The 22,714-nt window shown below is 67.0% G+C and carries 20 protein-coding genes; 16 read left to right on the top strand and 4 right to left on the bottom strand.

All coding sequences use genetic code 11. The annotated features are described in order from the left end of the window. Positions 1–20: 20 nt before the first annotated feature. The 4 genes from RKE40_RS02560 to RKE40_RS02545 all read left to right on the top strand — a co-directional run bounded on the left by RKE40_RS02560 (position 21) and on the right by RKE40_RS02545 (position 5,490). The gene (locus RKE40_RS02560; protein WP_316016676.1) at positions 21–1,784 is read left to right on the top strand and encodes an ABC transporter permease; all 1,764 of its coding nucleotides are present in this window, start codon (positions 21–23) and stop codon (positions 1,782–1,784) included. Between the two features lie 165 nt (positions 1,785–1,949). After that, positions 1,950–3,257, top strand: a complete 1,308-nt coding sequence (locus RKE40_RS02555) for a GGDEF domain-containing response regulator (RefSeq protein WP_316016675.1) — start codon at positions 1,950–1,952, stop codon at positions 3,255–3,257. 194 nt (positions 3,258–3,451) lie between these two features. Then, on the top strand, positions 3,452–4,567 hold the full coding sequence (locus RKE40_RS02550; RefSeq protein WP_390893187.1) for a linear amide C-N hydrolase: 1,116 nt from the start codon (positions 3,452–3,454) through the stop codon (positions 4,565–4,567). 89 nt (positions 4,568–4,656) lie between these two features. Then, positions 4,657–5,490, top strand: a complete 834-nt coding sequence (locus tag RKE40_RS02545) for a hypothetical protein (protein WP_316016674.1) — start codon at positions 4,657–4,659, stop codon at positions 5,488–5,490. A 27-nt stretch (positions 5,491–5,517) separates the two neighbouring features. On the opposite strand, the gene RKE40_RS02540 is transcribed toward RKE40_RS02545, so the two are convergent. Continuing rightward, the gene (locus tag RKE40_RS02540; protein ID WP_316016673.1) at positions 5,518–6,444 is read right to left on the bottom strand and encodes a LysR family transcriptional regulator; all 927 of its coding nucleotides are present in this window, start codon (positions 6,442–6,444) and stop codon (positions 5,518–5,520) included. Between the two features lie 123 nt (positions 6,445–6,567). Between RKE40_RS02540 and RKE40_RS02535 the strand changes: the two genes are divergently transcribed. From RKE40_RS02535 to nudC, 6 genes are all read left to right on the top strand, one after another. Beyond that, complete coding sequence (locus RKE40_RS02535) at positions 6,568–8,064, top strand: CoA-acylating methylmalonate-semialdehyde dehydrogenase (protein ID WP_316016672.1); 1,497 nt, start codon at positions 6,568–6,570, stop codon at positions 8,062–8,064. A gap of 51 nt (positions 8,065–8,115) precedes the next feature. Continuing rightward, positions 8,116–8,352, top strand: coding sequence for a hypothetical protein (locus RKE40_RS02530; protein WP_316016671.1), 237 nt, complete (start codon positions 8,116–8,118; stop codon positions 8,350–8,352). Next, the gene (locus RKE40_RS02525; protein WP_316016670.1) at positions 8,349–8,768 is read left to right on the top strand and encodes a type II toxin-antitoxin system VapC family toxin; all 420 of its coding nucleotides are present in this window, start codon (positions 8,349–8,351) and stop codon (positions 8,766–8,768) included. The genes RKE40_RS02530 and RKE40_RS02525 overlap by 4 nt, the downstream gene beginning before the upstream one ends. Next, entirely contained in the window at positions 8,765–9,919 is a 1,155-nt protein-coding gene (locus RKE40_RS02520; protein WP_316016669.1) for an isobutyryl-CoA dehydrogenase, read from the top strand. The genes RKE40_RS02525 and RKE40_RS02520 overlap by 4 nt, the downstream gene beginning before the upstream one ends. A 133-nt stretch (positions 9,920–10,052) precedes the next feature. Next, the gene (gene mmsB, locus RKE40_RS02515; RefSeq protein WP_316016668.1) at positions 10,053–10,940 is read left to right on the top strand and encodes a 3-hydroxyisobutyrate dehydrogenase; all 888 of its coding nucleotides are present in this window, start codon (positions 10,053–10,055) and stop codon (positions 10,938–10,940) included. A gap of 97 nt (positions 10,941–11,037) precedes the next feature. After that, complete coding sequence (nudC, locus tag RKE40_RS02510; protein ID WP_316016667.1) at positions 11,038–12,006, top strand: NAD(+) diphosphatase; 969 nt, start codon at positions 11,038–11,040, stop codon at positions 12,004–12,006. A gap of 18 nt (positions 12,007–12,024) precedes the next feature. Here nudC and RKE40_RS02505 read toward each other — a convergent pair whose 3' ends face one another. From RKE40_RS02505 to RKE40_RS02495, 3 genes are all read right to left on the bottom strand, one after another. Then, a complete protein-coding gene (locus RKE40_RS02505; RefSeq protein WP_316016666.1) occupies positions 12,025–13,125 on the bottom strand; it encodes a MerR family transcriptional regulator in 1,101 nt (366 codons plus the stop codon). Positions 13,126–13,230: 105 nt separating this feature from the next. Next, on the bottom strand, positions 13,231–14,085 hold the full coding sequence (locus tag RKE40_RS02500; protein ID WP_316016665.1) for a prephenate dehydratase: 855 nt from the start codon (positions 14,083–14,085) through the stop codon (positions 13,231–13,233). Between the two features lie 5 nt (positions 14,086–14,090). Beyond that, positions 14,091–14,834, bottom strand: coding sequence for a 3-deoxy-manno-octulosonate cytidylyltransferase (locus RKE40_RS02495; RefSeq protein WP_316016664.1), 744 nt, complete (start codon positions 14,832–14,834; stop codon positions 14,091–14,093). 173 nt (positions 14,835–15,007) lie between these two features. Here RKE40_RS02495 and RKE40_RS02490 point away from each other — a divergent pair, with 173 nt between their 5' ends. The 6 genes from RKE40_RS02490 (at position 15,008) to RKE40_RS02465 (ending at position 22,704) form a co-directional block, all read left to right on the top strand. Then, a complete protein-coding gene (locus RKE40_RS02490) occupies positions 15,008–15,553 on the top strand; it encodes a c-type cytochrome (protein ID WP_316016663.1) in 546 nt (181 codons plus the stop codon). Positions 15,554–15,721: 168 nt separating this feature from the next. Beyond that, positions 15,722–17,584: an extracellular solute-binding protein gene (locus RKE40_RS02485; RefSeq protein WP_316016662.1), complete on the top strand. Its 1,863-nt coding sequence runs from the start codon at positions 15,722–15,724 to the stop codon at positions 17,582–17,584. Next, complete coding sequence (locus RKE40_RS02480) at positions 17,584–18,678, top strand: microcin C ABC transporter permease YejB (protein WP_316016661.1); 1,095 nt, start codon at positions 17,584–17,586, stop codon at positions 18,676–18,678. Before RKE40_RS02485 ends, RKE40_RS02480 begins: the two co-directional genes overlap by 1 nt. A gap of 2 nt (positions 18,679–18,680) precedes the next feature. Beyond that, entirely contained in the window at positions 18,681–19,859 is a 1,179-nt protein-coding gene (locus RKE40_RS02475) for an ABC transporter permease (protein ID WP_316016660.1), read from the top strand. Further along, entirely contained in the window at positions 19,856–21,484 is a 1,629-nt protein-coding gene (locus RKE40_RS02470; protein ID WP_316016659.1) for an ABC transporter ATP-binding protein, read from the top strand. Before RKE40_RS02475 ends, RKE40_RS02470 begins: the two co-directional genes overlap by 4 nt. 2 nt (positions 21,485–21,486) lie before the next feature. Beyond that, complete coding sequence (locus RKE40_RS02465) at positions 21,487–22,704, top strand: phosphopentomutase (RefSeq protein WP_316016658.1); 1,218 nt, start codon at positions 21,487–21,489, stop codon at positions 22,702–22,704. Positions 22,705–22,714 lie beyond the last annotated feature (10 nt).

The raw sequence follows: 22,714 nt of genomic DNA, 5'->3' as shown, positions 1-22,714 counted from the left end.
TGCGAACCCGGCGAGCGCGGATGACGCTCGCCGCCCCATCATCGGACCTGCCGCAGCCCCGGCTGCGGCAGGCAGGCTTGCGGCTGGCCTTGCCGCGCCTTCGTTCGCCCGAGGGACTGGCCCTACCGGTCGCGGTCGCGCTCGTCGCGATTCTGCTCGGCGCCCTGCCCTTCCTGCGTCTCGCCCTGGCCGCCTTCGCGCCCGGCGGCGTGTTCGCGCCGGGCGCGGCGCTCGACGTCATGACCGGCCGCTCGGCGGTCAATGCAACGCTTCACAGTTTCGAAACCGCCGGTTTCTCGGCGCTCGGCGCCCTGCTGGTCGGCGGCGGCTTTGCGCTGCTGCTCGCCGTCACCGACCTGCGCGGCAAGCGCCCGCTCGCCTTCGGGCTGGTCTTCTCGATGATGATCGCGCCGCAGGTGGCGGCGCTCGCCTTTCTCAGCCTGTTCGCGCCGAACTCGCCGGTGCTGGCGCTGGTCGGGCTTTCGCCCGCGCCCGGCACGCCGAACCCGCTGCTCGGCCGCGGCGGCATCATCCTGGTGATGGCGCTGCACCATGCGCCGCTGGTTGCGATCACGCTTTGGACCGGCCTGCGCAGCGTGCCGCATTCGCTGGTCGAGGCCGCGCAGATGGAAGGCGCCGCCCCGCAGACCATCGTGGCGCGCATCCTGCTGCCGGTGCTGCGGCCGCATATCGTCGCCGCCGCGCTGCTCGCCTTCGTGGCCGGCATCGGCAATTTCGGGATTCCGGCGCTCCTCGGCCTGCCGGTGAACTACCTCACCCTGCCGACGCTGATCTATCGCCGGCTCTCGAGCTTCGGCCCGGAAGGGCTGCCGGACGCCGCTGCGCTCTCGATCCTGGTCGCCGTCGTCGCCGGGCTCGGCATCCTCGCCGGGATGCTGGCGATGCGGCAAGGTGGCGGCAAGGTCGAGATCGAACGCCCGCTGCAACCCTTCTGGCAGCTCGGGCGCGCCCGCCCCTTCGTCGCCGGCGGTCTCTGGCTTTTGCTGGCGCTCAAGCTCGGCCTGCCCCTGCTCGCCCTGCTCGGCGAGGCGCTCACCCCGGCGCTGGGCGTCGCGCTCTCCTGGCAGAGCCTGACCTTCGACAAATTCGCCGAGGTGCTGCTGCGGCAGGATGTGACGATGCGCGCCTTCCGCAATTCCTTCCTGTTCGCCGGGACGGCCGCACTCTTGCTGGCACTGCTCTCGATCGCCTTCGCCTATGCGCTGGAGCGGCGCATGGGCCGGTTCAGGCGGGCTGTCGAACTCGTCATCGAGCTACCCTATGCGCTGCCCGGCGTGGTCCTCGCCATCGCCTGCATCCTGCTCTTCCTGAAGCCGCTGCCGCTGCTGGGGTTCAGCCTCTACGCCACGCCTTTCATCATCCTGTTCGCCTATCTCGCCCGCTTCCTGCCGCTGGCCTTGAAAGCGCCCGTCGCGGCGATGGCGCAGATCGAGGCGCATCACGAGGAGGCGGCCAAGCTCGACGGCGTCACGCTCTGGCAGATGCTGCGCTTCATCGTCGCCCCGATCCTGGCGCCGGCGGCGGCGGTCAGCGCGTTGATGGTCTTCCTCGTCGCCTTCAACGAGCTGACGGTTTCGGCCCTGCTCTGGTCTTCGGGAACCGAGACGCTGGGCGTCGTGCTGTTCAGCCTGAAGGAGGCGGGGCTCGCCGGCGAGGCGGCGGCGGTCGCGATCAGCGCCTCGGCCGTGATCCTCCTGACCATGCTCGGGCTCGACCTCGCCGGGCGGCGCCTGCCGGCGCAGATCCTGCCCTGGCGAATCTGACGGCGAGTCGGGCCATCGCGATATTCGCAAGCGGGCTGCGTTACTTAAGCGGAAATTAACGCGCTCGCCGGATGTTCGCCATTGATGGCATTCGCCTTCCGCTGCAAAGATTAGAGGGTCGAAGCCGCCATCCTGGGCGGCCTCGGTCAAGGACGTTCGAGCCCAATGGCCTACCGCGCCACCGACCGCCTCCCGCAAGGGCCCTACGCCGACGACCGCAAGATCCTCGTGGTGGAGGATTCGAAGACCTACTCGCTGGCGCTCTGCCGCCGCCTCATCGAAGAGGTCGGCCTCGAGCTCGTTGCCTGCCGCTCGCTCAACGAGCTGCACGAGGCGGTCACCGAGAACGCCGCGGCGTACACCCTGGCCGTGGTCGACCTGAACCTGCCCGACGCACCGCGCGGCGAGGCGATCGACTTCACCGTCCAGCGCGGCATCCCGACCATCGTCCATACCGGCAGCTTCGACATCGAGACGCGCAACCGGATCATGGAGCGCGACGTCATCGACTACGTGCCGAAGGACAGCGAGTTCGCGCTCGATACGCTGGTCCGCGCCGTCAAGCGCGCCCTCACCAACCGACAGACCCGCATCCTCGTCGTCGACGACGTCAAGGCGACCCGCAGGCTGCTCGCCCATATGCTGACCGTGCAGCAATACGACGTCGTCGAAGCCGACTCCGGCGCCGAAGCCCTGTCGCTCCTGGAAGCCAACCCCGATATCAGGCTGGTCGTCAGCGACTACAACATGCCGGACATGGATGGCTACGAACTCACCCGTCATATCCGCCGCCGCTTCTCCGCCAGTGGCCTGCGCGTGATCGGCGTCTCGTCGTCGAGCGACCGCATGGTGTCCGTGGGATTCCTGAAGGCCGGTGCCAATGACTTCATCTCGATGCCGTTCGTGCCCGAAGAACTGCAATGCCGGATCGCCAGCAACGCCGAGACGCAGGAGCAGATCGCCCAGTTGCGCAATCTCGCCTCGCGCGACGCCCTGACGGGCCTGTTCAACCGCCGCCATTTCTTCGAGCACGCGCCGGGGCTGATCGCGGAAGCGCGGGCGCGTCGGCAGAAGAGCGCGGTCGCGATCCTCGACATCGACGATTTCAAGCAGCTCAACGACAGCCATGGCCATGACCTCGGCGACCGGGTCCTGGCCGGGGTGGCGCGCTGCATCGCCCAATCGGTCGACGGCAGCAGCAGCCTGCTCGCCCGCATCGGCGGCGAAGAGTTCGCCATCCTGTTTCCCGGCCTCGACGCGAAGGCGGCAATGCGCCGCAGCGACCATGTCCGGCTCGACGTCTCCCATGAGACCGTGATGGTCGGAGAGCACCAGATCGCGCTCACCGCCTCGATCGGCGTCGCCGAGATCGACGAGAACGGCAGCTTCGACCAGGCGCTGATCGCCGCCGATCGTGCCCTCTACGCAGCCAAGCGCGAGGGTCGCAACCGGGTCTGCGTTCAGGCGGCCTGAAGCCCGCCGCTTCGGCACTCGCGCTCCCGGCAGCAGCCCGTCGCGCCATTCGGCAGCGGCGCTCCGCTTCACGCGCGACGAGCCGAGCGCCAGCCCTGCATTGGCAGCATGCTGACATCGCCGCCCGCTGCTTCCGGGGCGTTCGGTGACATGCCACCTTCCGCCCGGCCTACGATTCGGGGGGATACCAATTCATGATCGGACATTCTGGCAGCCTGGCACGATCTCGAGCAAAACGGCTCCGTTCACTCGGCGCCATGCTGCTCGCGGCGAGCATGTTTGCCTCCCAAACCGCGTCGGCCTGCACCAGCTTCCTGATCCGGACCTCGGATAACGGCGCCGTCTATGGCCGGACCATGGAGTTCGGCTTCGAGCTCGAATCGCGAGCCATGGTGATTCCGCGCAACTACAAGCTCTCCAGCACGGGCGCTGACGGCAAGCCGGCCGCCAGCTGGACGGGCAAGTATGCCGCCGTCGGGCTGAACGCGCTCGGCGTCACCGCCCTGGTCGACGGCATGAACGAGAAGGGCCTCGTCGGCGGCATCCTCTATTTCCCGGGCTTTGCCGGTTATGCCGATGCGGCCAAGTCCGATCCTGCGAAGTCGCTCGCGCCCTGGGACGTCCTGACCTGGGCGCTGACGAACTTCGCCACCGTCGCCGAGGTCAAGGCCGCGCTCGAAAGCATGGCGGTCATCGGCGTCGTGCAGGAGCAGATGAAGATCGCGCCGCCGGTGCACTACACGCTGCACGATGCCTCGGGCGCCTCGCTGGTGATCGAGCCGATCGACGGCAAGCTCAAGGTCTACGACAACCCGCTCGGGGTGATGACCAACTCGCCGCCCTTCGACTGGCACCTGACCAATCTGCGCAACTATGTGAAGATCTCGCCGCACAATGCGCCGCCGCTCACAATCGGCTCGCAGAGCTTCGCGCCGCTCGGCGAGGGCTCGGGCATGCTCGGCATTCCGGGAGACCCGACCCCGCCTTCCCGGTTCCTGCGCGCGCTCGGCTATACGCTCTCGGTCCAACCCAGGCCGAGCGGCATCGAAAGCGTTCGGCTCGCCGAGCATATCGTCAACAATTTCGACATCCCCAAGGGCTGGATCAAGGTGGCCGGAGAACCGCTGGAATACACCCAGTGGTCGACGGTGGCGGATCTGACCAACCGCGTCTTCTACGTGAAGACCTATACCGACCCGGTGCTGCGCGCGATCGACCTGAAGAGCTTCGACCTCGACGCCAAGACCATCGTCAGCGCCGAGCTGAAGCCGGGCATGGCCGCGCCGGCGCTTCCTTTCGCCAAGCCCTGAGCGGCGCACATCGTCCGGAACGACGGGGCGGCGCCGACCGTCCCGGCTTCCGAGCAAGTCACAGCATTCCGGCCGGGGGGCCAAGCATCATGAAATCCATATCCTCGCGCGCCCGCTTCGGACGGCGCATCGGCGCGGCCGCCATCGGCCTCGCCGCCTGCCTGCCCTTCACGACGCCGGCCGATGCCGCCGATGCAGCGGCACCGAAGGCAGAGGCGCCGCTGCGCGCGGCCCCGGACTGGACCGTGACGGTCTCGCCCTATCTCTGGGGCGCCAGCCTGAGCGGCGACGCCGCGGTCTTCCACCACAAGCGTGCGGTCGACGTGCCCTTCCGGGATACCGTGAAGGACCTGAAATTCGGCTTCATGGGCGCGATCGAGATCCAGCGCGGCAAACTCGGCTTCTTCGCCAACGGCCAGTACACCGACGTGGAAAGCAATGAGCGGCTGCGCTGGCTCGATATCGGCGTGGGAACGCGCAGCACCATGCTGGCCGCGGGCGCCAGCTATCGCCTCTTCGAGGCTGCGCTCGGTGGCGACACCGTCCATGGCGCGCCGCGCATCTTCGCGCTCGATCCACTCGCGGGGGTGCGCTGGACACGCATGACCGGCAGCATCAGCGTCGCGGGAGCCGGACTCTCGAAGACCGAGGCCTGGTTCGATCCGCTGATCGGCGCGCGCATGACACTCGACATCGACGAGCGCTGGAACCTTTTCGCCGAGGCAGATGTCGGCGGCTTCGGCGTGGGATCGCGGATCACCTATAATGCGCAGGCCTATCTCGGTTACCGCACCACCTTGCTCGGCCGGCCGACCATGCTGCGGGCCGGCTACCGGGCGCTGTATCAGGACTATCGCGATGGCGGCTTCCTGTGGAAGGTCACGCAGCACGGCCCGGTGCTCGGCGCCTCCATGCAATTCTGACCAGCCTCCAGACCGCCGGCGCGGCGCTCACGGCGCCGGCGCCTGCTCCGGTTTCGGCTCTCCCATCAGCAGCGCGCGCGAGGATTTCGCCTCGCGGACGATGAAGTCGACGATCGCGCGGACCCGGGCGACCTCCTTCAGATCGGCATGAACCAGAAGCCAGAAGGAGCGCGTGATCGAGACGCTTTCCGGCAGCACCGGCACCAGCCGTGGCTCGGACGGCACCATGAAATGATGGATCACGCCGATGCCGGCGCCCGCAGCGACCGCGTTCATCTGGGCGATGACGCTCGAGCTCTGGATCTGGGCCCGCAGCCCCTTGGCGACCTCGTCGAGATAATCGAGCTCGGGCGTGAAGATCAGGTCGTCGATATAGCCGACGATGCGATGGGCGAAGAGGTCCTCCGGCGCCGTGATCGGCGGCATCGAATCGAGATAGTCGCGCGAGGCGTAGAGACCGAGCCGGTAGTCGCAGAGCTTGCGCGCCACGACCTTGCCCTCCTTGGGCGGCGCCAGCGTGATAGCGACGTCGGCCTCGCGCTTCGACAGCGAGAGCAGGCGCGGCATGGCAATCAGCTGCAGTTCGAGCCCGGAATAGGCCTTGGCCAGCGTCGCCAGGCGCGGCGCCAAAAAGGAGGCGCCGAAGCCGTCGGGCGCGCCGATCCGGACCGTGCCTGACAGCGCCATGTCGGCGCCGCCGATCTCGCTCTGGATGGCGAGCGCCTCGGTCTCCATGCTCTCGGCCTTGGCCAGAAGCTGCTCTCCATGGCCGGTCAGCGCGTAGCCCTGAGGCCGGCGCTCGAACAGCTTGGCCTTGAGCGATTCTTCCAGGGAGGTGATGCGGCGCGAGACCGTGGCGTGATCGGCGCCGAGCCGGCGGGCAGCCGCCGTCAGGCGGCCGGAACGGGCGACTGCGAGGAAAAAACGCAGATCGTCCCAGTCGAACCGTTCCATGACGCTCCCTCCATATCTGCTTTTATGCACGACAGGCGACTTAATCTCCCTATAGTCGTGCACAAACGATAATGGTAGGGCTAAGCGCAAGCAGAACTTTCGCAGCACAATCGGGAGGACGTCATGCGTCAGGTCGGGCATTTCATCGGCGGCAAGCATGTCGCGGGAACTTCTGGCCGCACGGCCGACATCTATCAGCCGATGGACGGCTCGGTGATCGGCCAGGTCGCCCTCGCCTCCCAGAAGGAGCTGCGCGCAGCGGTCGAGAACGCGCTGGAGGCCCAGCCGAAATGGGCCGCGGTCAATCCGCAGCGCCGCGCCCGCGTGCTGATGAAGTTCCTCGACCTGATCGCCCAGAACAATGACGAGCTCGCGGAGCTGCTCGCCCGCGAGCACGGCAAGACCATCCCCGACGCCAAGGGCGACATCCAGCGCGGCGTCGAGGTCGTCGAGTTCTCGCTCGGCGTGCCCAATCTGATGAAGGGCGAGTTCACCGACGGCGCCGGCCCCGGCATCGACATCTATTCGCTGCGCCAGCCGCTCGGCGTCGTCGCCGGCATCACCCCGTTCAACTTCCCGGCGATGATCCCGCTCTGGAAGCTCGGCCCCGCCATCGCCTGCGGCAACGCCTTCATCCTGAAGCCGTCCGAGCGCGACCCCGGCGTGCCGATGCGCCTCGCCGAGCTCTTCGTCGAAGCGGGCGGTCCTCCCGGCATCCTCAACGTCGTCAACGGCGACAAGGAAGCGGTCGACGCCATCCTCGACGACCATGACATCAAGGCTGTCGGCTTCGTCGGCTCGACCCCGATCGCCGAATACATCTACGCCCGTGGCTGCGCCAATGGTAAGCGCGTGCAGTGCTTCGGCGGCGCCAAGAACCACATGATCATCATGCCCGACGCCGACATGGACCAGGCGGTCGATGCGCTGATCGGCGCCGGCTACGGCTCGGCCGGCGAGCGCTGCATGGCGATCTCGGTCGCCGTCCCCGTCGGCAAGGCGACCGCCGACGAGTTGGTCAAGCGGCTGATCCCCCGCGTTGAGAGCCTCAAAATCGGCCCCTCGACCGACACCTCGGCCGACTACGGCCCGGTCGTCACCAAGGCGGCGATGGAGAAGATCAAGTCCTATGTCGACATCGGCATCGGCGAGGGCGCCAAGCTCGTCGTCGACGGACGCGACTTCAAGATGCAGGGCTACGAGAACGGCTTCTATGTCGGCGGCTGCCTGTTCGACAACGTCACCAAGGACATGCGGATCTACAAGGAGGAGATCTTCGGCCCCGTCCTCTCCGTGCTGCGCACCGAGAGCTATGACGAAGCGCTGAAGCTGACCAACGACCACGAATACGGCAACGGCACCGCGATCTACACCCGCGACGGCGATGCCGCCCGCGACTTCGCCTCGAAGGTCCAGGTCGGCATGGTCGGCATCAACGTGCCGATCCCGGTGCCGCTCGCCTACTACACCTTTGGTGGCTGGAAGCGCTCCTCCTTCGGCGACCTCAACCAGCACGGACCTGATTCGATCCGCTTCTACACCAAGACCAAGACGGTGACGGCGCGCTGGCCATCCGGCATCAAGGATGGCGCCAGCTTCGTCATCCCCACGATGGGTTGAGGAGCCGCGCCCTCAATGATATCAATAATGATATCAATGAGGAGCTGAACGATGGGGCAGTTTGTCGTCCGCAGCATCGAGGATCATGTGATCGCCGGACTGAAGGTCAAGGCACGCCTCGCCGGCGTGCCGTTCGAGGCCTTCGTCCGTGACACGCTGCGCGCGGCAGCGCCACTCTCCGGCAGCGAGAAAGTCTCGCTGATCGAAGAGTTCAAGCGCCAATACGGGCCGATCAAGCCCGCGACGCCTCCGGAAGACATCCTTCGCGACGAGCGCGAAGGGCGATGATCGTCATCGATGCGAGCGCAGCTCTACGCTGGTTCATTCCGGCATCTGCGACCGCATCGACCTATCCCTTGCCGGATACAGATGAGCCGCTTGTCGCACCCGATCTCTTCCTCGCGGAAGTCCGGAACACGGCCCTGGTTCATATGCGCAAGAAGGAACTCGCCCGCGAGCAGGCCGTCGCGATGGTCTCTACGATCGACAAGCTGATGGCGGGCTATTTCCCCATGGCCGACATCACCGAGATGGCATGGTCCATGGCCCTGGAGTTCGATCACTCAGTCTATGATTGCTATTACATCGCTCTGACGCGGCAACTCGATACGGTTCTCGTCTCCGCCGACCAGCGCATGATCCGCAAATTCGCCTCGACCACGATCGCCTCTCGGCTGATCCATAGCGCGGACTGGAAGCCATGACCGTCTTCTCCCTCACCGAAGACCAGATCGCGATCCGCGACATGGCGGCCTCCTTCGCCGCCGAGAGCCTCGCGCCTCACGCCGTGCGCTGGGACGAGGAGAAGCATTTCCCGGTCGAGGAAATGCGCCAGGCGGCGGCGCTCGGCATGGGCGGCATCTACATCCGCGACGATGTCGGCGGCTCCGGCCTGTCGCGTCTCGACGCTGCAGTGATCTTCGAAGCGCTCTCGACCGGCTGCCCGACGGTCGCCGCCTATATCTCGATCCACAACATGTGCGCGTGGATGATCGATCGCTACGGCTCGGACGAGCAGCGGCAGAAATTCCTGCCGAAGCTCTGCAGCATGGAGCATCTGGCGAGCTATTGCCTGACCGAGCCGGGCGCGGGCTCCGACGCCGCGGCGCTGAAGACCAAGGCCGTGCTCGACGGCGACCATTACGTCCTCGACGGCCAGAAGCAGTTCATCTCCGGCGCCGGCGTCTCCGACCTCTATGTCGTGATGGTGCGCACCGGCGAGGCCGGCCCCTCCGGCATCTCGACCATCGTCGTCGAGAAGGGCACGCCCGGCCTCTCCTTCGGCGCCAATGAGAAGAAGATGGGCTGGAACGCCCAGCCGACACGCGCCGTGATCTTCGAGAACTGCCGCGTGCCGGTGGCGAACCGGATCGGCCCCGAGGGCATCGGCTTCAAGATCGCCATGGCCGGGCTCGATGGCGGGCGGCTCAATATCGGCGCCTGCTCGATCGGCGGAGCGCAGGGCGCGCTCGACAAAGCGCTCGGCTACGCGCAGGAGCGCAAAGCCTTCGGCGCCCGCATCGCCGATTTCCAGGCGTTGCAGTTCAAGCTCGCGGACATGGCGACCGAGCTGGAAGCAGCCCGCACCTTCCTCTGGCGCGCCGCCGCGGCGCTCGACGAGAAGACGCCCGACGCGACCAAGCTTTGCGCCATGGCCAAGCGCGTCGCCACCGATACCGGTTTCGAGGTCGCCAACCAGGCGCTGCAGATCCATGGTGGCTACGGCTATCTCGCCGATTACGGCATCGAGAAGATCGTGCGCGATCTCCGGGTCCACCAGATCCTCGAAGGCACGAACGAGGTGATGCGGATGATCGTGGCGCGTTCGCTGGTCGGGCGGGCCAAGGGGAACTAGCAAACCCGGGTTATCCCGAGCGGGCGTCGTCCGACGCGGGATCCATTCCGGAACGGTTCAGGCATGGATCCCGGCTCGCCGCTTCACTGCGGCCGGGATGACTACCCGAAATACAGGCAGGGAGAGAACGAGCATGACCATGATCGCCTTCATCGGCCTCGGCAATATGGGCGGGCCAATGGCCGGCAACCTCGTCAAGGCGGGGCATACGGTCAAAGCCTTCGACCTGTCGCAGGCCTCCAAGGACGCCGCCTCCGAGCTTGGCGTCGGCATCGCCGCCTCGGCCAAGGATGCGGTGGCAGGGGCCGAGATCGTCGTCACCATGCTGCCGGCCGGCAAACATGTGCTCGGCGTATGGGGCGACATTCTCCCCGCGGTGAGCCCGGGCGCGCTGCTGATCGATTCCTCGACCATCGACGTCGAAAGCGCGCGCAAAGCCCATGCGCTGGCGGCCGAGCGTGGCTGCCTCTCGCTCGACGCGCCGGTCTCCGGCGGCGTCGGCGGCGCGAAGGGCGCGACCCTGACCTTCATGGTCGGCGGCAGCGCCGAGGCTTTCGCCAAGGGCGAGCCGATCCTCTCGGCCATGGGCCGCCGCGTCGTGCATTGCGGCGATGCCGGCAATGGCCAGGCGGCGAAGATCTGCAACAACATGATCCTCGGCATTTCGATGATCGGCGTCTCCGAGGCCTTCGTGCTCGCCGAGAAGCTCGGCCTGTCGCATCAGGCGCTGTTCGACGTCGCCTCGACCTCGTCCGGCCAGTGCTGGTCGCTGACCACCTATTGCCCGGTGCCGGGCCCGGTGCCGGCTTCGCCGGCCAACAATGAATACAAGCCGGGCTTCGCCTCCGCGCTGATGCTGAAGGACCTGAAGCTGTCGCAGGAAGCAGCCCAGGCGGCCGGCGCCTCGACGCCGCTCGGCGCCGCGGCGGCCCAGCTCTACGCCCTCCACAATGCCTGGGGCGAAGGCGGTACGGACTTCTCCGGCATCATCCATCTGCTGCGCGGCCGCGACGGGGCCTAGCCCCGCGCCAGCCGCGTAGCGGCGATCGTTCGCGCGCATACGAAATCTTCGTCTTCGGCCGTTCCGGTCAAGCCGAAAGCGCGCTAGGACGGGAGGCATGAACGACGCCTCCCGCCCCCGCGAACGCTCCGCCCTCACCGGCTTCGCCACCAACCCGCTCGACCGACGCGGCGACCAGCGCGACCAGCCCGACGCGGTCGCGCGCTATCGCGCCAGTCCGGGCACGCGCCATGCGATCGTCGCGGGCGAGACGCCTATCCTGCGGCGAATCGGGGCGGAGGAGCTGACGATCTGGTTCGACGAGGCGCAGGCCGACGGCGTCGGCAAGGCACTCGACGAGGTCTTCCTCGGGATCCATCCGGAAGGCCAGGCCTGCTTCGGACGCCTGATCGAACGCCAGCTCACCGAGGCGCTGCGCGAGCGCGACGACCTGCTCGTCACCGATCTGCGCAGCGTGGCATTGAAGCGCCTCGTGTCGGCAGAGGAAGTCGGCCCGCTCGGCGAGGCCAAGGCGATCCTCGACTGGCATTCGAGGCATCGTTTCTGCGCCAATTGCGGCGGGCCGGCCCTGATGGTCAGCGGTGGCTGGCGGCGCGAATGCGCGCAGTGCGGCGCGCTGCACTTTCCGCGCACCGACCCGGTCGTGATCATGCTGGCGGTACGCGGCGACAAATGCCTGCTCGCCCGCCAGGCCCGCTTCGCGCCGAAGATGTATTCCTGCATCGCCGGCTTCCTCGAGCCCGGCGAGACGCTCGAGGATGCAGTGCGCCGCGAGACCTGGGAAGAAGCGGGCCTGCGCACCGGAGCAGTACGCTACATCGCCTCGCAGCCCTGGCCCTTCCCGAGCTCGCTGATGATCGGCTGCATCGCCGAAGCGCTGAACGACGACATCGTGCTCGACGGCACCGAGCTCGAGGACGGGCGCTGGTTCAGCCGCGAGGAGGCGCTGTCGATGATCGACGGGCAACATCCGGACGGCCTGACCTGCCCGCAGCACATCGCGATCGCCAGCACGATCCTCAAGGCCTGGGCGATCGACGGCGAAGAGCCGACGGCCCGAGCCTGACGGGTACGGACGCCGCGGTCAGAGCGACGGCGTCAGCCAGAGCATATGGGCCTTGCCGTCATCGGCGAGGAAGATGCCACAATCCAGCTTGCCATTGGCGAACTGCGCCTCGTAGACGTCGGCGGCATCCGACCCGACGCCCTTGAATACGAGCTGCCGCAGATCGCCCTTGGCGGCGAGTTCCTCCTGCAGCATCGGGAACTGCTCGCCGACGACGATGGCGAGCTCGGGGCTCATTCGCTCTTCGCCGGTACGCCCTTCCTGCTGGTCGGCGATGATCGCATGCAGCACCGCGGCGCTGCCCGGCTGCGGCGTCCGGTTGCGGATGCGGGTCGCGAGCGCGGCCTCCAGCGCCGCGGCCTCGCTCGCATCGACACGCGGGGCGACCATGTCGAAGCCGCCCTGGCTCAAGGTGAGGGATGGCGCGGCTGCATCGCGGGACGCGGCGAAGCCGATCTGCGCCGGGACGGCCTTCAGGAAGAACTCGCCCTCGGCCTCCGCGAACAGCTCGAGCGCCGGCTGGCCGGTGAGCTGGGCGAACAGGCTGTCGCCGCGCCTCTCGATCGCGATGATCGTGTCCGAGGGCAGCCGGTAATGGCCGACATAGCGCTCGAGCAGGGAGGGATCGATCTTGATCGGCGTGCGCGGCCGCGCCTGCTCGTAGCGCCGCCTCGCGACGCTGTCTTGTGTCAGCTCCGGCATATTGGCCTCCTTCGCCAGCTTGATGAGATCTTCGATCGATAACGTGCGGCCGGCGGCCAGCGTCGCCCGGGCGGCCTCGACGAGGGCCAGCCCGCGCTCCGCCCTGGCGCGCTGCTCGGAAAGCGCCGCGGATTGCAATGTCAGGGTTCGTTCGAGGTCGATGGCCTTGCCTTGCAGCAGCACGACGATGCTGGCGAGGCTCAGGCCGAGCCGCTTGAGGGCTAGAACTTCGTGGAGACGGGCGATCTCGTCGGCGCCATAGAGGCGCCAGCCCTTCTCAGTGCGCCGCGGCCGGATCAGCCCGCGCTGCTCGTAGACGCGCAGCGCCCGCACCGTGATGCCGATGCGCCGGGCGCATTCATTCGCCGCGAGCCATTCTTTCACTGGGGCGCTCTGCGCCCGCGCCTTCTTCGCCATGGCCTGCCTCCTGCAGCAAGCCGTAGGCTATGACCCAGGGGGCGGCGCAAGCACCTGCCCCCGGGTTTTCGTATCGCCGGCCTGCGGCCTCGGCAGGCGCCGGCGCTACTCGCCGGCTTCCGGGAAGGTGTCGCGGAAAGGATGGGCCGGATAGACGCCGAGGATCTTCATCTCCTTCGAGAAATAGGAGAGTTCGTCCAGGGCGCGCTTCAGCTCGGGATCGTCGGGATGGCCCTCGACATCGCTGTAGAACATCGTCGCCGAGAAATGGCCGTCGACCATGTAGCTTTCCAGCTTGGTCATGTTGATGCCGTTGGTGGCGAAGCCGCCGAGCGCCTTGTAGAGCGCGGCCGGAATGTTCCGGACCTGGAAGATCAGCGTCGTGACCGTCTTGCCTGAGCCGTGACGGGCGAATTCCGGGTATTTCGAAAGGATCACGAAGCGGGTGGTGTTGTGCTTCTCGTCCTCAATGTCCTCCATCAGGATGTTGAGGCCGTAGACGTCCGCGGCGATGTGCGGCGCGATCGCGGCGCGGGTTAGATCGCCGGCTTCCGCCACCTGCCGGGCCGAGCCCGCCGTATCGGCCGCGACCTCGGCCTTGAGCCCGAGCTTGCGGATGATCTTGCGGCACTGGCCTAGCGCATGGATGTGGCTCTGCACGGTCTTCAGGGTCGCGAGGGTCGCGCCCTCGACCGCCATCAGATGGAAGCGGATCGGCAGGAAATGCTCGCCGATGATGTGCAGGCCCGAGCGGGGCAGGAGATGGTGGATATCGGCGACGCGGCCGGCGATCGAATTGTCGATCGGGATCATGCCGTAGCGGGCCTTGCCCTCGGAGACGGCGGCGAGCGCGTCCTCGAAGGTCGGGCACGGCAGAAGCTCGCAATCCGGAAAGGCCTGCAGGGCGGCCTGCGACGAGAAGGCGCCGGGCTCGCCCTGGTAGGATACGACGACAGACATGGTCTTCAGGCTCCGGCGCTTGGTGTCAGGAACGCACGGGCGCGGTCCAGGTCAGGGGGGGTGTCGACGCCGCGCGGGACGTGATCGATGATCATCGCGTCGATGCGCATGCCGTCTTCGAGCGCCCGCAACTGCTCGAGCTTCTCGCGCAGCTCGAGCGGCGATTGCGGCAGGCTGACGAAGCGATCGAGCGCGGGGCGGCGATAGGCGTAGAGGCCGACATGGTGATAGAGCGGCCCCTCGCCATAGGGCGCCGTCGCCCGGGTGAAATAGAGCGCGCGCATGCGGCCGGGCGAGATCTCGCTGCCGATCAGCTTGACGACGCTCGGCGCGGTCTTCTCTTCCTCGTCGGTGATCTCGCCGGCCAGCGTCGCGATGTCGACGGCGGGATCGGCGAGCGGCTCCACCGCGGCGGCGATCGCGGTCGGCGCCAGGGTCGGGAAATCGCCCTGGACGTTGACGATGATGTCGTGCCGGCGTTCGGGATCGACGATGTCGGCAGCTTCCTTGATGCGGTCGGAGCCCGTCTGGTGCGCCGGGCTGGTCATCACCGCCCTGCCGCCTGCCTGCTCGATCGCCTCGACGATGCGGGCCTCGTCGGTCGCAACCACAACCTCGCCGACGCCCGATTCCATCGCCCGGCGCCAGACCCGCACGATCATCGGCTCGCCCAGGATGTCGGCCAGCGGCTTGCCCGGAAGGCGGGTCGCCTGCATGCGGGCGGGGATCAGGATCAGCGGATTTGGCATCGTGGCGGGCTTGCTCGGCGGAAGCGTCAAATGGTCTCAAAGCGGAGCGTGCTTATACGAGTTGCAATGCAGCGCGCAAAGCGGTTAAGCAGCCTTCGAGTGCCGGAGTGCGCGAGCCTCCGGCCAGAGCGCTATCTTGCTTCGCGCGCGGCGAGGCCGGGAGTCCCGAGACGATGAATATCGAACTGAACAAGATCGCCGGCGCGGGCCTCTCGACGCTGCTCGTCGTAATGGCCCTGAACATGGGCGCCGGCATCGTCTTCGCCCCGAAGAAGCCGGCCATCCCCGGCTTCGACCTGCCGAGCCTGGAGCCGGCCGCTGCCGGCGGCGCCGCTGCCCCGGCTGCTGCGGCCGACGAGCCGATCGCGGTGCGCCTCGCCAAGGCGGATCCGGCCAAGGGCGAGAAGGCCGTCGGCGCCTGCAAGGCCTGCCACACCTTCGAGAAGGGCGGCGCCAACAAGGTTGGCCCGCATCTGTTCGACGTCTATGGCCGCAACAAGGCCTCCGTCGAAGGTTTCGGCTACTCGGCTGCGATGAAGGGCAAGGCGTCGGAGAAGTGGGAGGCCGAGCAGCTCGACGGCTTCCTGAAGAGCCCGAAGGCCTACATGCCGGGCACCACAATGGCCTTCGCCGGCCTGGGCAAGCCCGACACCCGCGCCGACGTCGTCGCCTATCTCAATACGCTCGCCGACGCGCCGAAGCCGCTGCCGAAGCCCTGATCCGGCGGCAGTCTTTAGCACCGATACGAATTTTCGAGCCGGGCCAAAAGCCCGGCTTTTGCTTGTGGTCGCCATGCAAATGCCGTCACCATGCCGGCGTATGCGCATGGCGCTGGCCTTGGCCCGCTCCGACGGGATAATCAGGGCACGAATCGCAAGGGGGACGGAATGGCTGTGCGGATCACTCGTCGCAGGCTGCTGGAGGCCGGTGGCGCCCTGGTCGGAGCCGCGAGCCTGCCGGGCGGGCTCGCTCTGGCGCAGGAGAGGGAGGTCCATGGTCTCTCGACCTTCGGCGAACTCGCGCTGCCGCCGGACTTCCCGCATTTCGCCTATGTCAATCCGAACGCGCCCAAGGGCGGCTCGCTTACCGTTCAGATCAAGCGCGCCGGCGGCAACCAGAGCTTCGACACCTTCAACACCCTCAACACCTATGTGCTGCAGGGCGACGGTGCCGCCGGCATGGATGCCTGCTTCGACAGCCTGATGGCCGGCTCGGGCGACGAGCCCGGCTCGCTCTACGGCCTGCTGGCGAAGAGCGTCGCCGTCTCCCAGGACAAGCTGACCTACCGCTTCCGCATGCGGCCCGAGGCAAAGTTCCACGATGGCTCTCGGGTCACGGCCGGCGATGTCGCCTTCTCGCTCAACATCCTGAAGAGCAAGGGCCATCCGAGCTACCGGCTGATCCTGAACGAGATGGAATCGGCGACTGCCGAAACGGACGAATTCGTCCTGGTCAAGCTCACGCCCAAGCGCAGCCGCGATCTGCACCTGATCGTCGCCGGTCTGCCTGTGTTCTCCGAGAAATACTGGTCGACCCGCAATTTCGAGGCCTCGACGCTGGAGCCGCCGCTCGGCTCGGGCGCCTACAAGGTCGGACGCTTCGAGCAGGGCCGCTTCATCGAGTTCGACCGGGTGCCCGACTACTGGGCCAAGGATCTGCCGGTGAATGTCGGCACCAATAATTTCGACCGCGTACGCTGGGAGTATTTCCGCGATCGGCAGGTCGCCTTCGAGGCGTTCAAGAGCGGCGTGATCACCTTCCAGGAGGAATTCACCTCGCGGATCTGGGCGACCGGCTACGACTTTCCGGCGATCAAGGAAGGCAAGGTCAAGAAGGAAGCCCTGCCGAAGACCGAACCGATCGGCTCGCAGGGCTGGATCTACAATCTCCGACGCGAGAAGTTCGCCGACCCGCGCATCCGCGAAGCGCTCGGCCTCGCCTTCGATTTCGAGTGGACCAACAAGAACATCATGTTCTCGTCCTTCTCGCGGGCGACGTCCTATTTCGAGAACTCGGATTCGAAGGCTGTGGGCATGCCCTCGCCGGAGGAACTCGCCCTGCTGGAGCCCTTCCGCGGCAAGGTGCCGGACGAGGTCTTCGGCGAGCCGTTCCTGCCACCGGTCAGCGACGGCTCGGGCAGCGACCGCGCCCTGCTGCGCCGCGCCGACGAGATGCTGCGCGCCGCCGGCTGCAAGCGCGACGGCAACGTGCTGAAGCTGCCGAACGGCCAGCCCTTCGAGATCGAATTCCTCGATTCCACCCCTTCGCTGCAGCCGCATACGCAGCCTTTCCAGGCCAACCTCAAGCGGCTCGGCATCAACGCGACCTCGCGCATCGTCGACGGCGCGCAGTATCAGCGCCGGCTCGACGAGTTCGACTTCGACATCATCAGCCGGGCGATGAGCGGCAGCGCGATACCCAGCGATTCGCTGCGCGTCGTCTACGGCTCGGAAGCGGCCAAGACGCGCGGCTCGCGCAATACCGGCGGGATTTCGAGCCCGGCGATCGACGCGATGATCGACAAGATCGGCCAGGCCGACAGCTATGCCGAGGTCGTTGTCGCAGCCAAATGCCTCGACCGGCTGTTGCGGGCCGGGCGCTACTGGATCCCGATGTGGTGGAACGCCAGCGAGTGGCTGGCCTATTGGGACATGTACGACCGGCCGCAGGCCAAGCCGAAATACTCCTCCGGCGCGCCTGCGATCTGGTGGTATGATCCCGAAAAGGCAAAGCGGATCGGGAAGGGCTGATGCTGGCTTACATCGCCCGGCGCCTGGCGCTGATGGTGCCGACCCTGTTTGGCATCCTGCTGATCTCCTTCGTCATCGTGCAGTTCGCGCCGGGCGGCCCGGTCGAGCGCGTGATCTCGCAATTGCAGAACCCGAACAGCGGCGGCGCGGCCGACCGTGTCGGCGGCGGCTCCGGCGGCGATGCCGGCGCGCAGTCGATGGATGCGGGCTCCGCCTATCGCGGTGCGCAGGGGCTCGACCCCGCCTTCATCAAGGAGCTGGAGAAGCAGTTCGGCTTCGACAAGCCGGCGCATGAGCGCTTCCTAAAGATGCTGAAGGACTATGCGACCTTCGATTTCGGCCGCAGCTATTTCCGCGATGCGCCGGTATTGCAGCTGATCAAGGAGAAGCTGCCGGTCTCGATCACGCTCGGGCTGTGGATGACGCTGCTCTCCTATGCGATCTCGATCCCGCTCGGCATCCGCAAGGCGGTCAAGGACGGCTCGCGCTTCGACACCTGGACCAGCGCGGTGGTGATCGTCGGCTACGCCATCCCCGGCTTCCTGTTCGCGATCCTCCTGATCGTGCTCTTCGCCGGCGGCTCCTTCTGGCAGATCTTCCCGCTGCGCGGCCTGACCTCGGAGAACTGGGCGCAGCTCGGTCCGATCGAAAAGGTGCTCGACTATCTCTGGCACATCGCCCTGCCGGTGACCGCGATGGCGCTGGGAGCCTTCGCGACCTCGACGCTCCTGACCAAAAACTCCTTCCTGGACGAGATCAGGAAGCAATATGTGCTGACGGCACGGATGAAGGGGCTGTCCGAGCGCAGCGTGCTCTACGGCCATGTCTTCCGCAACGCGATGCTAATCGTCATCGCCGGCTTCCCCGGCGCCTTCGTGCACGCGCTCTTCGCCGGCTCACTCCTGATCGAGACGATCTTCTCGCTCGACGGGCTCGGGCTCCTCTCCTTCGAGGCGATCGTCAACCGCGACTATCCCGTCGTCTTCGCCAATCTCTACATCTTTTCGCTGATCGGCCTCGTCGTGCACCTGATCACCGACCTGACTTATGCCTGGGTCGACCCGCGCATCGACTTCGAATCGCGGGAGGCCTGAGAATGGGCGACACGCTGCTCGACGTTCCGCCGCCTGCCCTGCGCAGCGCTGCGCCAGCAAGCGCGCCGGCCACGGCCCAACAAGGCTGGCTCAAGCTCTCGCCGATCAACCGGCGCCGCCTCAACAACTTCAAGGCCAACAAGCGCGGCTGGTGGTCCTTGTGGATATTCCTGACGCTGTTCGTGCTCTCGCTGTTCGCCGAGTTCATCGCCAATGATCGACCGCTGATCGTGCGCTACAAGGGCGAGACGCTGTTCCCGGTGGTGGTGAACTATCCCGAGGAGAAGTTCGGCGGCTTCCTCGCGACCACCGATTATCGCGACCCGGTCATCGCCAAGGAGATCGCGGCCCATGGCTGGGCGCTCTGGCCGCCGATCCGCTACTCCTACCGGACGCATAATCTCGACCTGCCCGTGCCGGCCCCTGCCCCGCCGACCTGGATGCTGAAGGACGAGCAATGTCGGCCGATCGCCGAGCGCACGGGCGGCTCGACCTGTCGCGACCTCGAATGGAACTGGCTCGGCACCGACGATCAGGGCCGCGACGTCGTAGCAAGGCTGATCTACGGCTTCCGCATATCGATCCTGTTCGGGCTGATCCTGGCATCGATCTCCTCGGTGATTGGCATCGCCGCCGGCGCGATCCAGGGTTATTTCGGCGGCTGGACCGATCTGATCTTCCAGCGCGTCATCGAGATCTGGACCTCGATCCCGGCGCTCTACCTGCTGATCATCGTCGCGGCGATCATAACGCCGAGCTTCTTCGTCCTGCTCGGCATCCTCCTCTTGTTCTCCTGGGTCGCACTGGTCGGTGTGGTCCGTGCCGAATTCCTGCGGGCCCGCAACTTCGAATATGTCCGCGCCGCCCGCGCGCTCGGCCTCACCGACCGCGCCATCATGGTCAAGCACCTCCTGCCCAACGCCATGGTCGCGACGCTGACCTTCCTGCCCTTCATCCTCAACGGCTCGATCACCACCCTGACCTCGCTCGACTTCCTCGGCTTCGGCCTGCCGCCCGGCTCGCCCTCGCTGGGAGAGTTGCTCGCGCAAGGCAAGGCGAACCTGCAGGCCCCCTGGCTCGGCCTCGCCGGCTTCGTGGTGATCGCCATGATGCTATCGCTGCTGATCTTCATCGGCGAAGCGGTGCGGGACGCCTTCGACCCCAGGAAGACCTTCGCGTGACCGCCCCCCTCCTCTCCGTCCAGGATCTCTCCGTCGCCTTCCGCCAGGGCGGACAGGAGACACTCGCCGTCGACAAGGTCTCCTTCCAGATCGCCAGGGGCGAAACGCTGGCGCTGGTCGGCGAGTCCGGCTCGGGCAAATCGGTCTCGGCGCTGTCGATCCTGAAGCTGCTGAATTATCCGGCGGCGCACCACCCCTCCGGCAAGGTGCTGTTCAACGGGCAGGACCTGATCGCGGCCGATGAGGACGCGATGCGCAAGGTCCGCGGCAACGACATCACCATGGTGTTCCAGGAGCCGATGACCTCGCTCAACCCGCTGCACACGATTGCGCGGCAGATCGGCGAAATCCTCGAACTGCACAAGGGAATGCGCGGCGAGAAGGCGCGCGCCCGCACGCTCGAACTGCTCAGCCTCGTCGGCATCCGCGATGCGGAAAGCCGGCTCGACGCCTATCCGCACCAGCTCTCCGGCGGCCAGCGCCAGCGCGTGATGATCGCGATGGCGCTTGCCAACGAGCCAGATCTCCTGATCGCCGACGAGCCGACCACGGCGCTCGACGTTACCGTCCAGGCCCAGATCCTGACCCTGCTCAAGGAATTGCAGACCAGGCTCGGCATGGCCGTGCTGTTCATCACCCATGATCTCGGCATCGTCCGCCGCATCGCCGACCGGGTCTGCGTGATGCTGAAGGGCAAGATCGTCGAGCAGGGCCCGGTCTCGGAGATCTTCGAGCGGCCGCAACACGACTATACGCGGCGCCTGCTCGCGGCCGAGCCCAAGGGCCGGCCGGAGCCGGTGGCGGAGGGCGCCGCGACACTGCTCGAAGCGGGACCGATCAAGGTCTGGTTCCCGATCAAGACCGGCCTGCTGCGCCGTGTCACCGGCCATGTGAAGGCCGTCGATGGCATCTCGGTGAAAGTCCGCGAGGGCGAGACGCTCGGCGTCGTCGGCGAGTCCGGCTCGGGCAAGACGACGCTCGGCCTCGCCATCCTCAGGCTGATCTCGTCGGAGGGGCCGATCCTCTTCCTCGGCGACCGGATCGACGGGCTCAGGGCGGCCGCCGTCCGGCCGAAGCGCAAGGACCTTCAGGTGGTCTTCCAGGACCCTTACGGCTCGTTGTCGCCGCGCATGTCGGTGGCCGAGATCGTCGCCGAAGGCCTGACCGTGCAGCAGAAGGACCTCAGCTACCAGCGCCAGCGCGAGATCGTGGCACAGGCGCTCGCCGATGTCGGGCTCGACCCCGCCGCTATGGACCGCTACCCGCACGAATTCTCGGGCGGCCAGCGCCAGCGCATCGCGATCGCCCGCGCCATGGCGCTCGACCCGAAATTCGTCGTGCTCGACGAGCCGACCTCGGCGCTCGACATGTCGGTGCAGGCCCAGATCGTCGAGCTGCTGCGCGAGCTCCAGACCAGGCGCAAGCTCGGCTATCTCTTCATCAGCCATGACCTCAAGGTCGTGCGGGCGCTGTCGCACCGGGTTCTGGTGATGCAGAACGGCAAGGTCGTCGAGGAAGGGCCGGCCGAGGACGTGTTCTCCCGCCCGCGCGAGACCTACACCAAGGCGCTGCTCGCCGCCGCCCTCAACCTCGAACCGGCCGAAGCGGCCGCGGTGCGGGACTGACGATGACGCGCGCCATCCTGATCGTGCTCGATTCCGTCGGCTGTGGTGGGGCGGAGGATGCCGCCGCCTATGGCGACGAAGGCGCCGACACGCTCGGTCATATCGCGGCCGCCTGCGCCGAGGGCCGCGGCGACCGCGCAGGGCTACGCAGCGGCCCGCTCAGCCTGCCCAATCTCACGCGGCTCGGGCTGAGCCATGCCTGCGAAGCGTCGACCGGTCGGCCGCTGGCCGGTGTCGCGCGACCGGCCGTGCCGCAGGGCCAGTTCGGCTACGGCGTCGAGGTCAGCCAGGGCAAGGACACCCCGTCCGGCCATTGGGAGATCGCCGGCTGCCCGGTGCCGTTCAAATGGGGCTATTTCACCGCGCTGGAGAACTCGTTCCCGGCCGAGTTCGTCGCGGCGATCATCCGCGAGGGCGCCCTGCCCGGCATCCTCGGCAACAAGCACGCCTCGGGCACCGCGATCATCGACGAACTCGCCGAGGAGCACATCCGGACCGGCAAGCCGATCTGCTACACCTCAGTCGATTCCGTGCTGCAGATCGCGGCGCATGAGGAACATTTCGGGCTGGAGCGGCTCTACGAGCTTTGTCGCAAGGTCCGGGTTCTGGTCGACCCGCTCAGGATCGGCCGCGTCATCGCCCGCCCCTTCATCGGCACGGCCGAGACCGGCTTCACGCGCACCGGCAACCGCAAGGACTTCTCCATCCCGCCGCCGGACGAGACCATTCTCGACCGCCTGGCGCAGCAGAACCGCACGATCGTCACCGTCGGCAAGATCGGCGACATCTTCGCCCATCGCAACACCGGGACAGAGATCAAACCCTACGGCAATGACGCGATGTTCGCAGCCGCGCTCGAAGCGTTCGAGATGCTTCCGGATGGCGGCTTCTGCTTCGTCAACCTCGTCGATTTCGACACCGAGTACGGGCATCGCCGCGACATTCCCGGTTATGCAGCGGCGCTCGAAGCCTTCGACCGGCAATTGCCGACACTGGAAGCGAGGCTGAGGGCCGGCGATCTCGCCATCATCACCGCCGACCATGGCAACGACCCGAGCTGGCCGGGGACCGACCATACCCGCGAGCATGTCCCGATCCTGGCTTTCGAGCCGGACGTCGCGGCCGGCCCGATCGGACGACGCGAGAGCTTTGCCGATATCGCCGCGAAGCTCGGGACCTGGCTCGGCATCGGCGCGGTCGGGCCGGGGCGGAGCTGGTAGGCAGGCCTCC

This window comes from Allobosea rubneri (assembly GCF_032464875.1).
In the GTDB taxonomy this organism is placed as follows: Bacteria; Pseudomonadota; Alphaproteobacteria; order Rhizobiales; family Beijerinckiaceae; genus Allobosea; species Allobosea rubneri.
The sequence above is the reverse complement of the archived record's forward strand: the minus strand, read 5'-3'. Positions and strand labels throughout refer to the sequence as shown.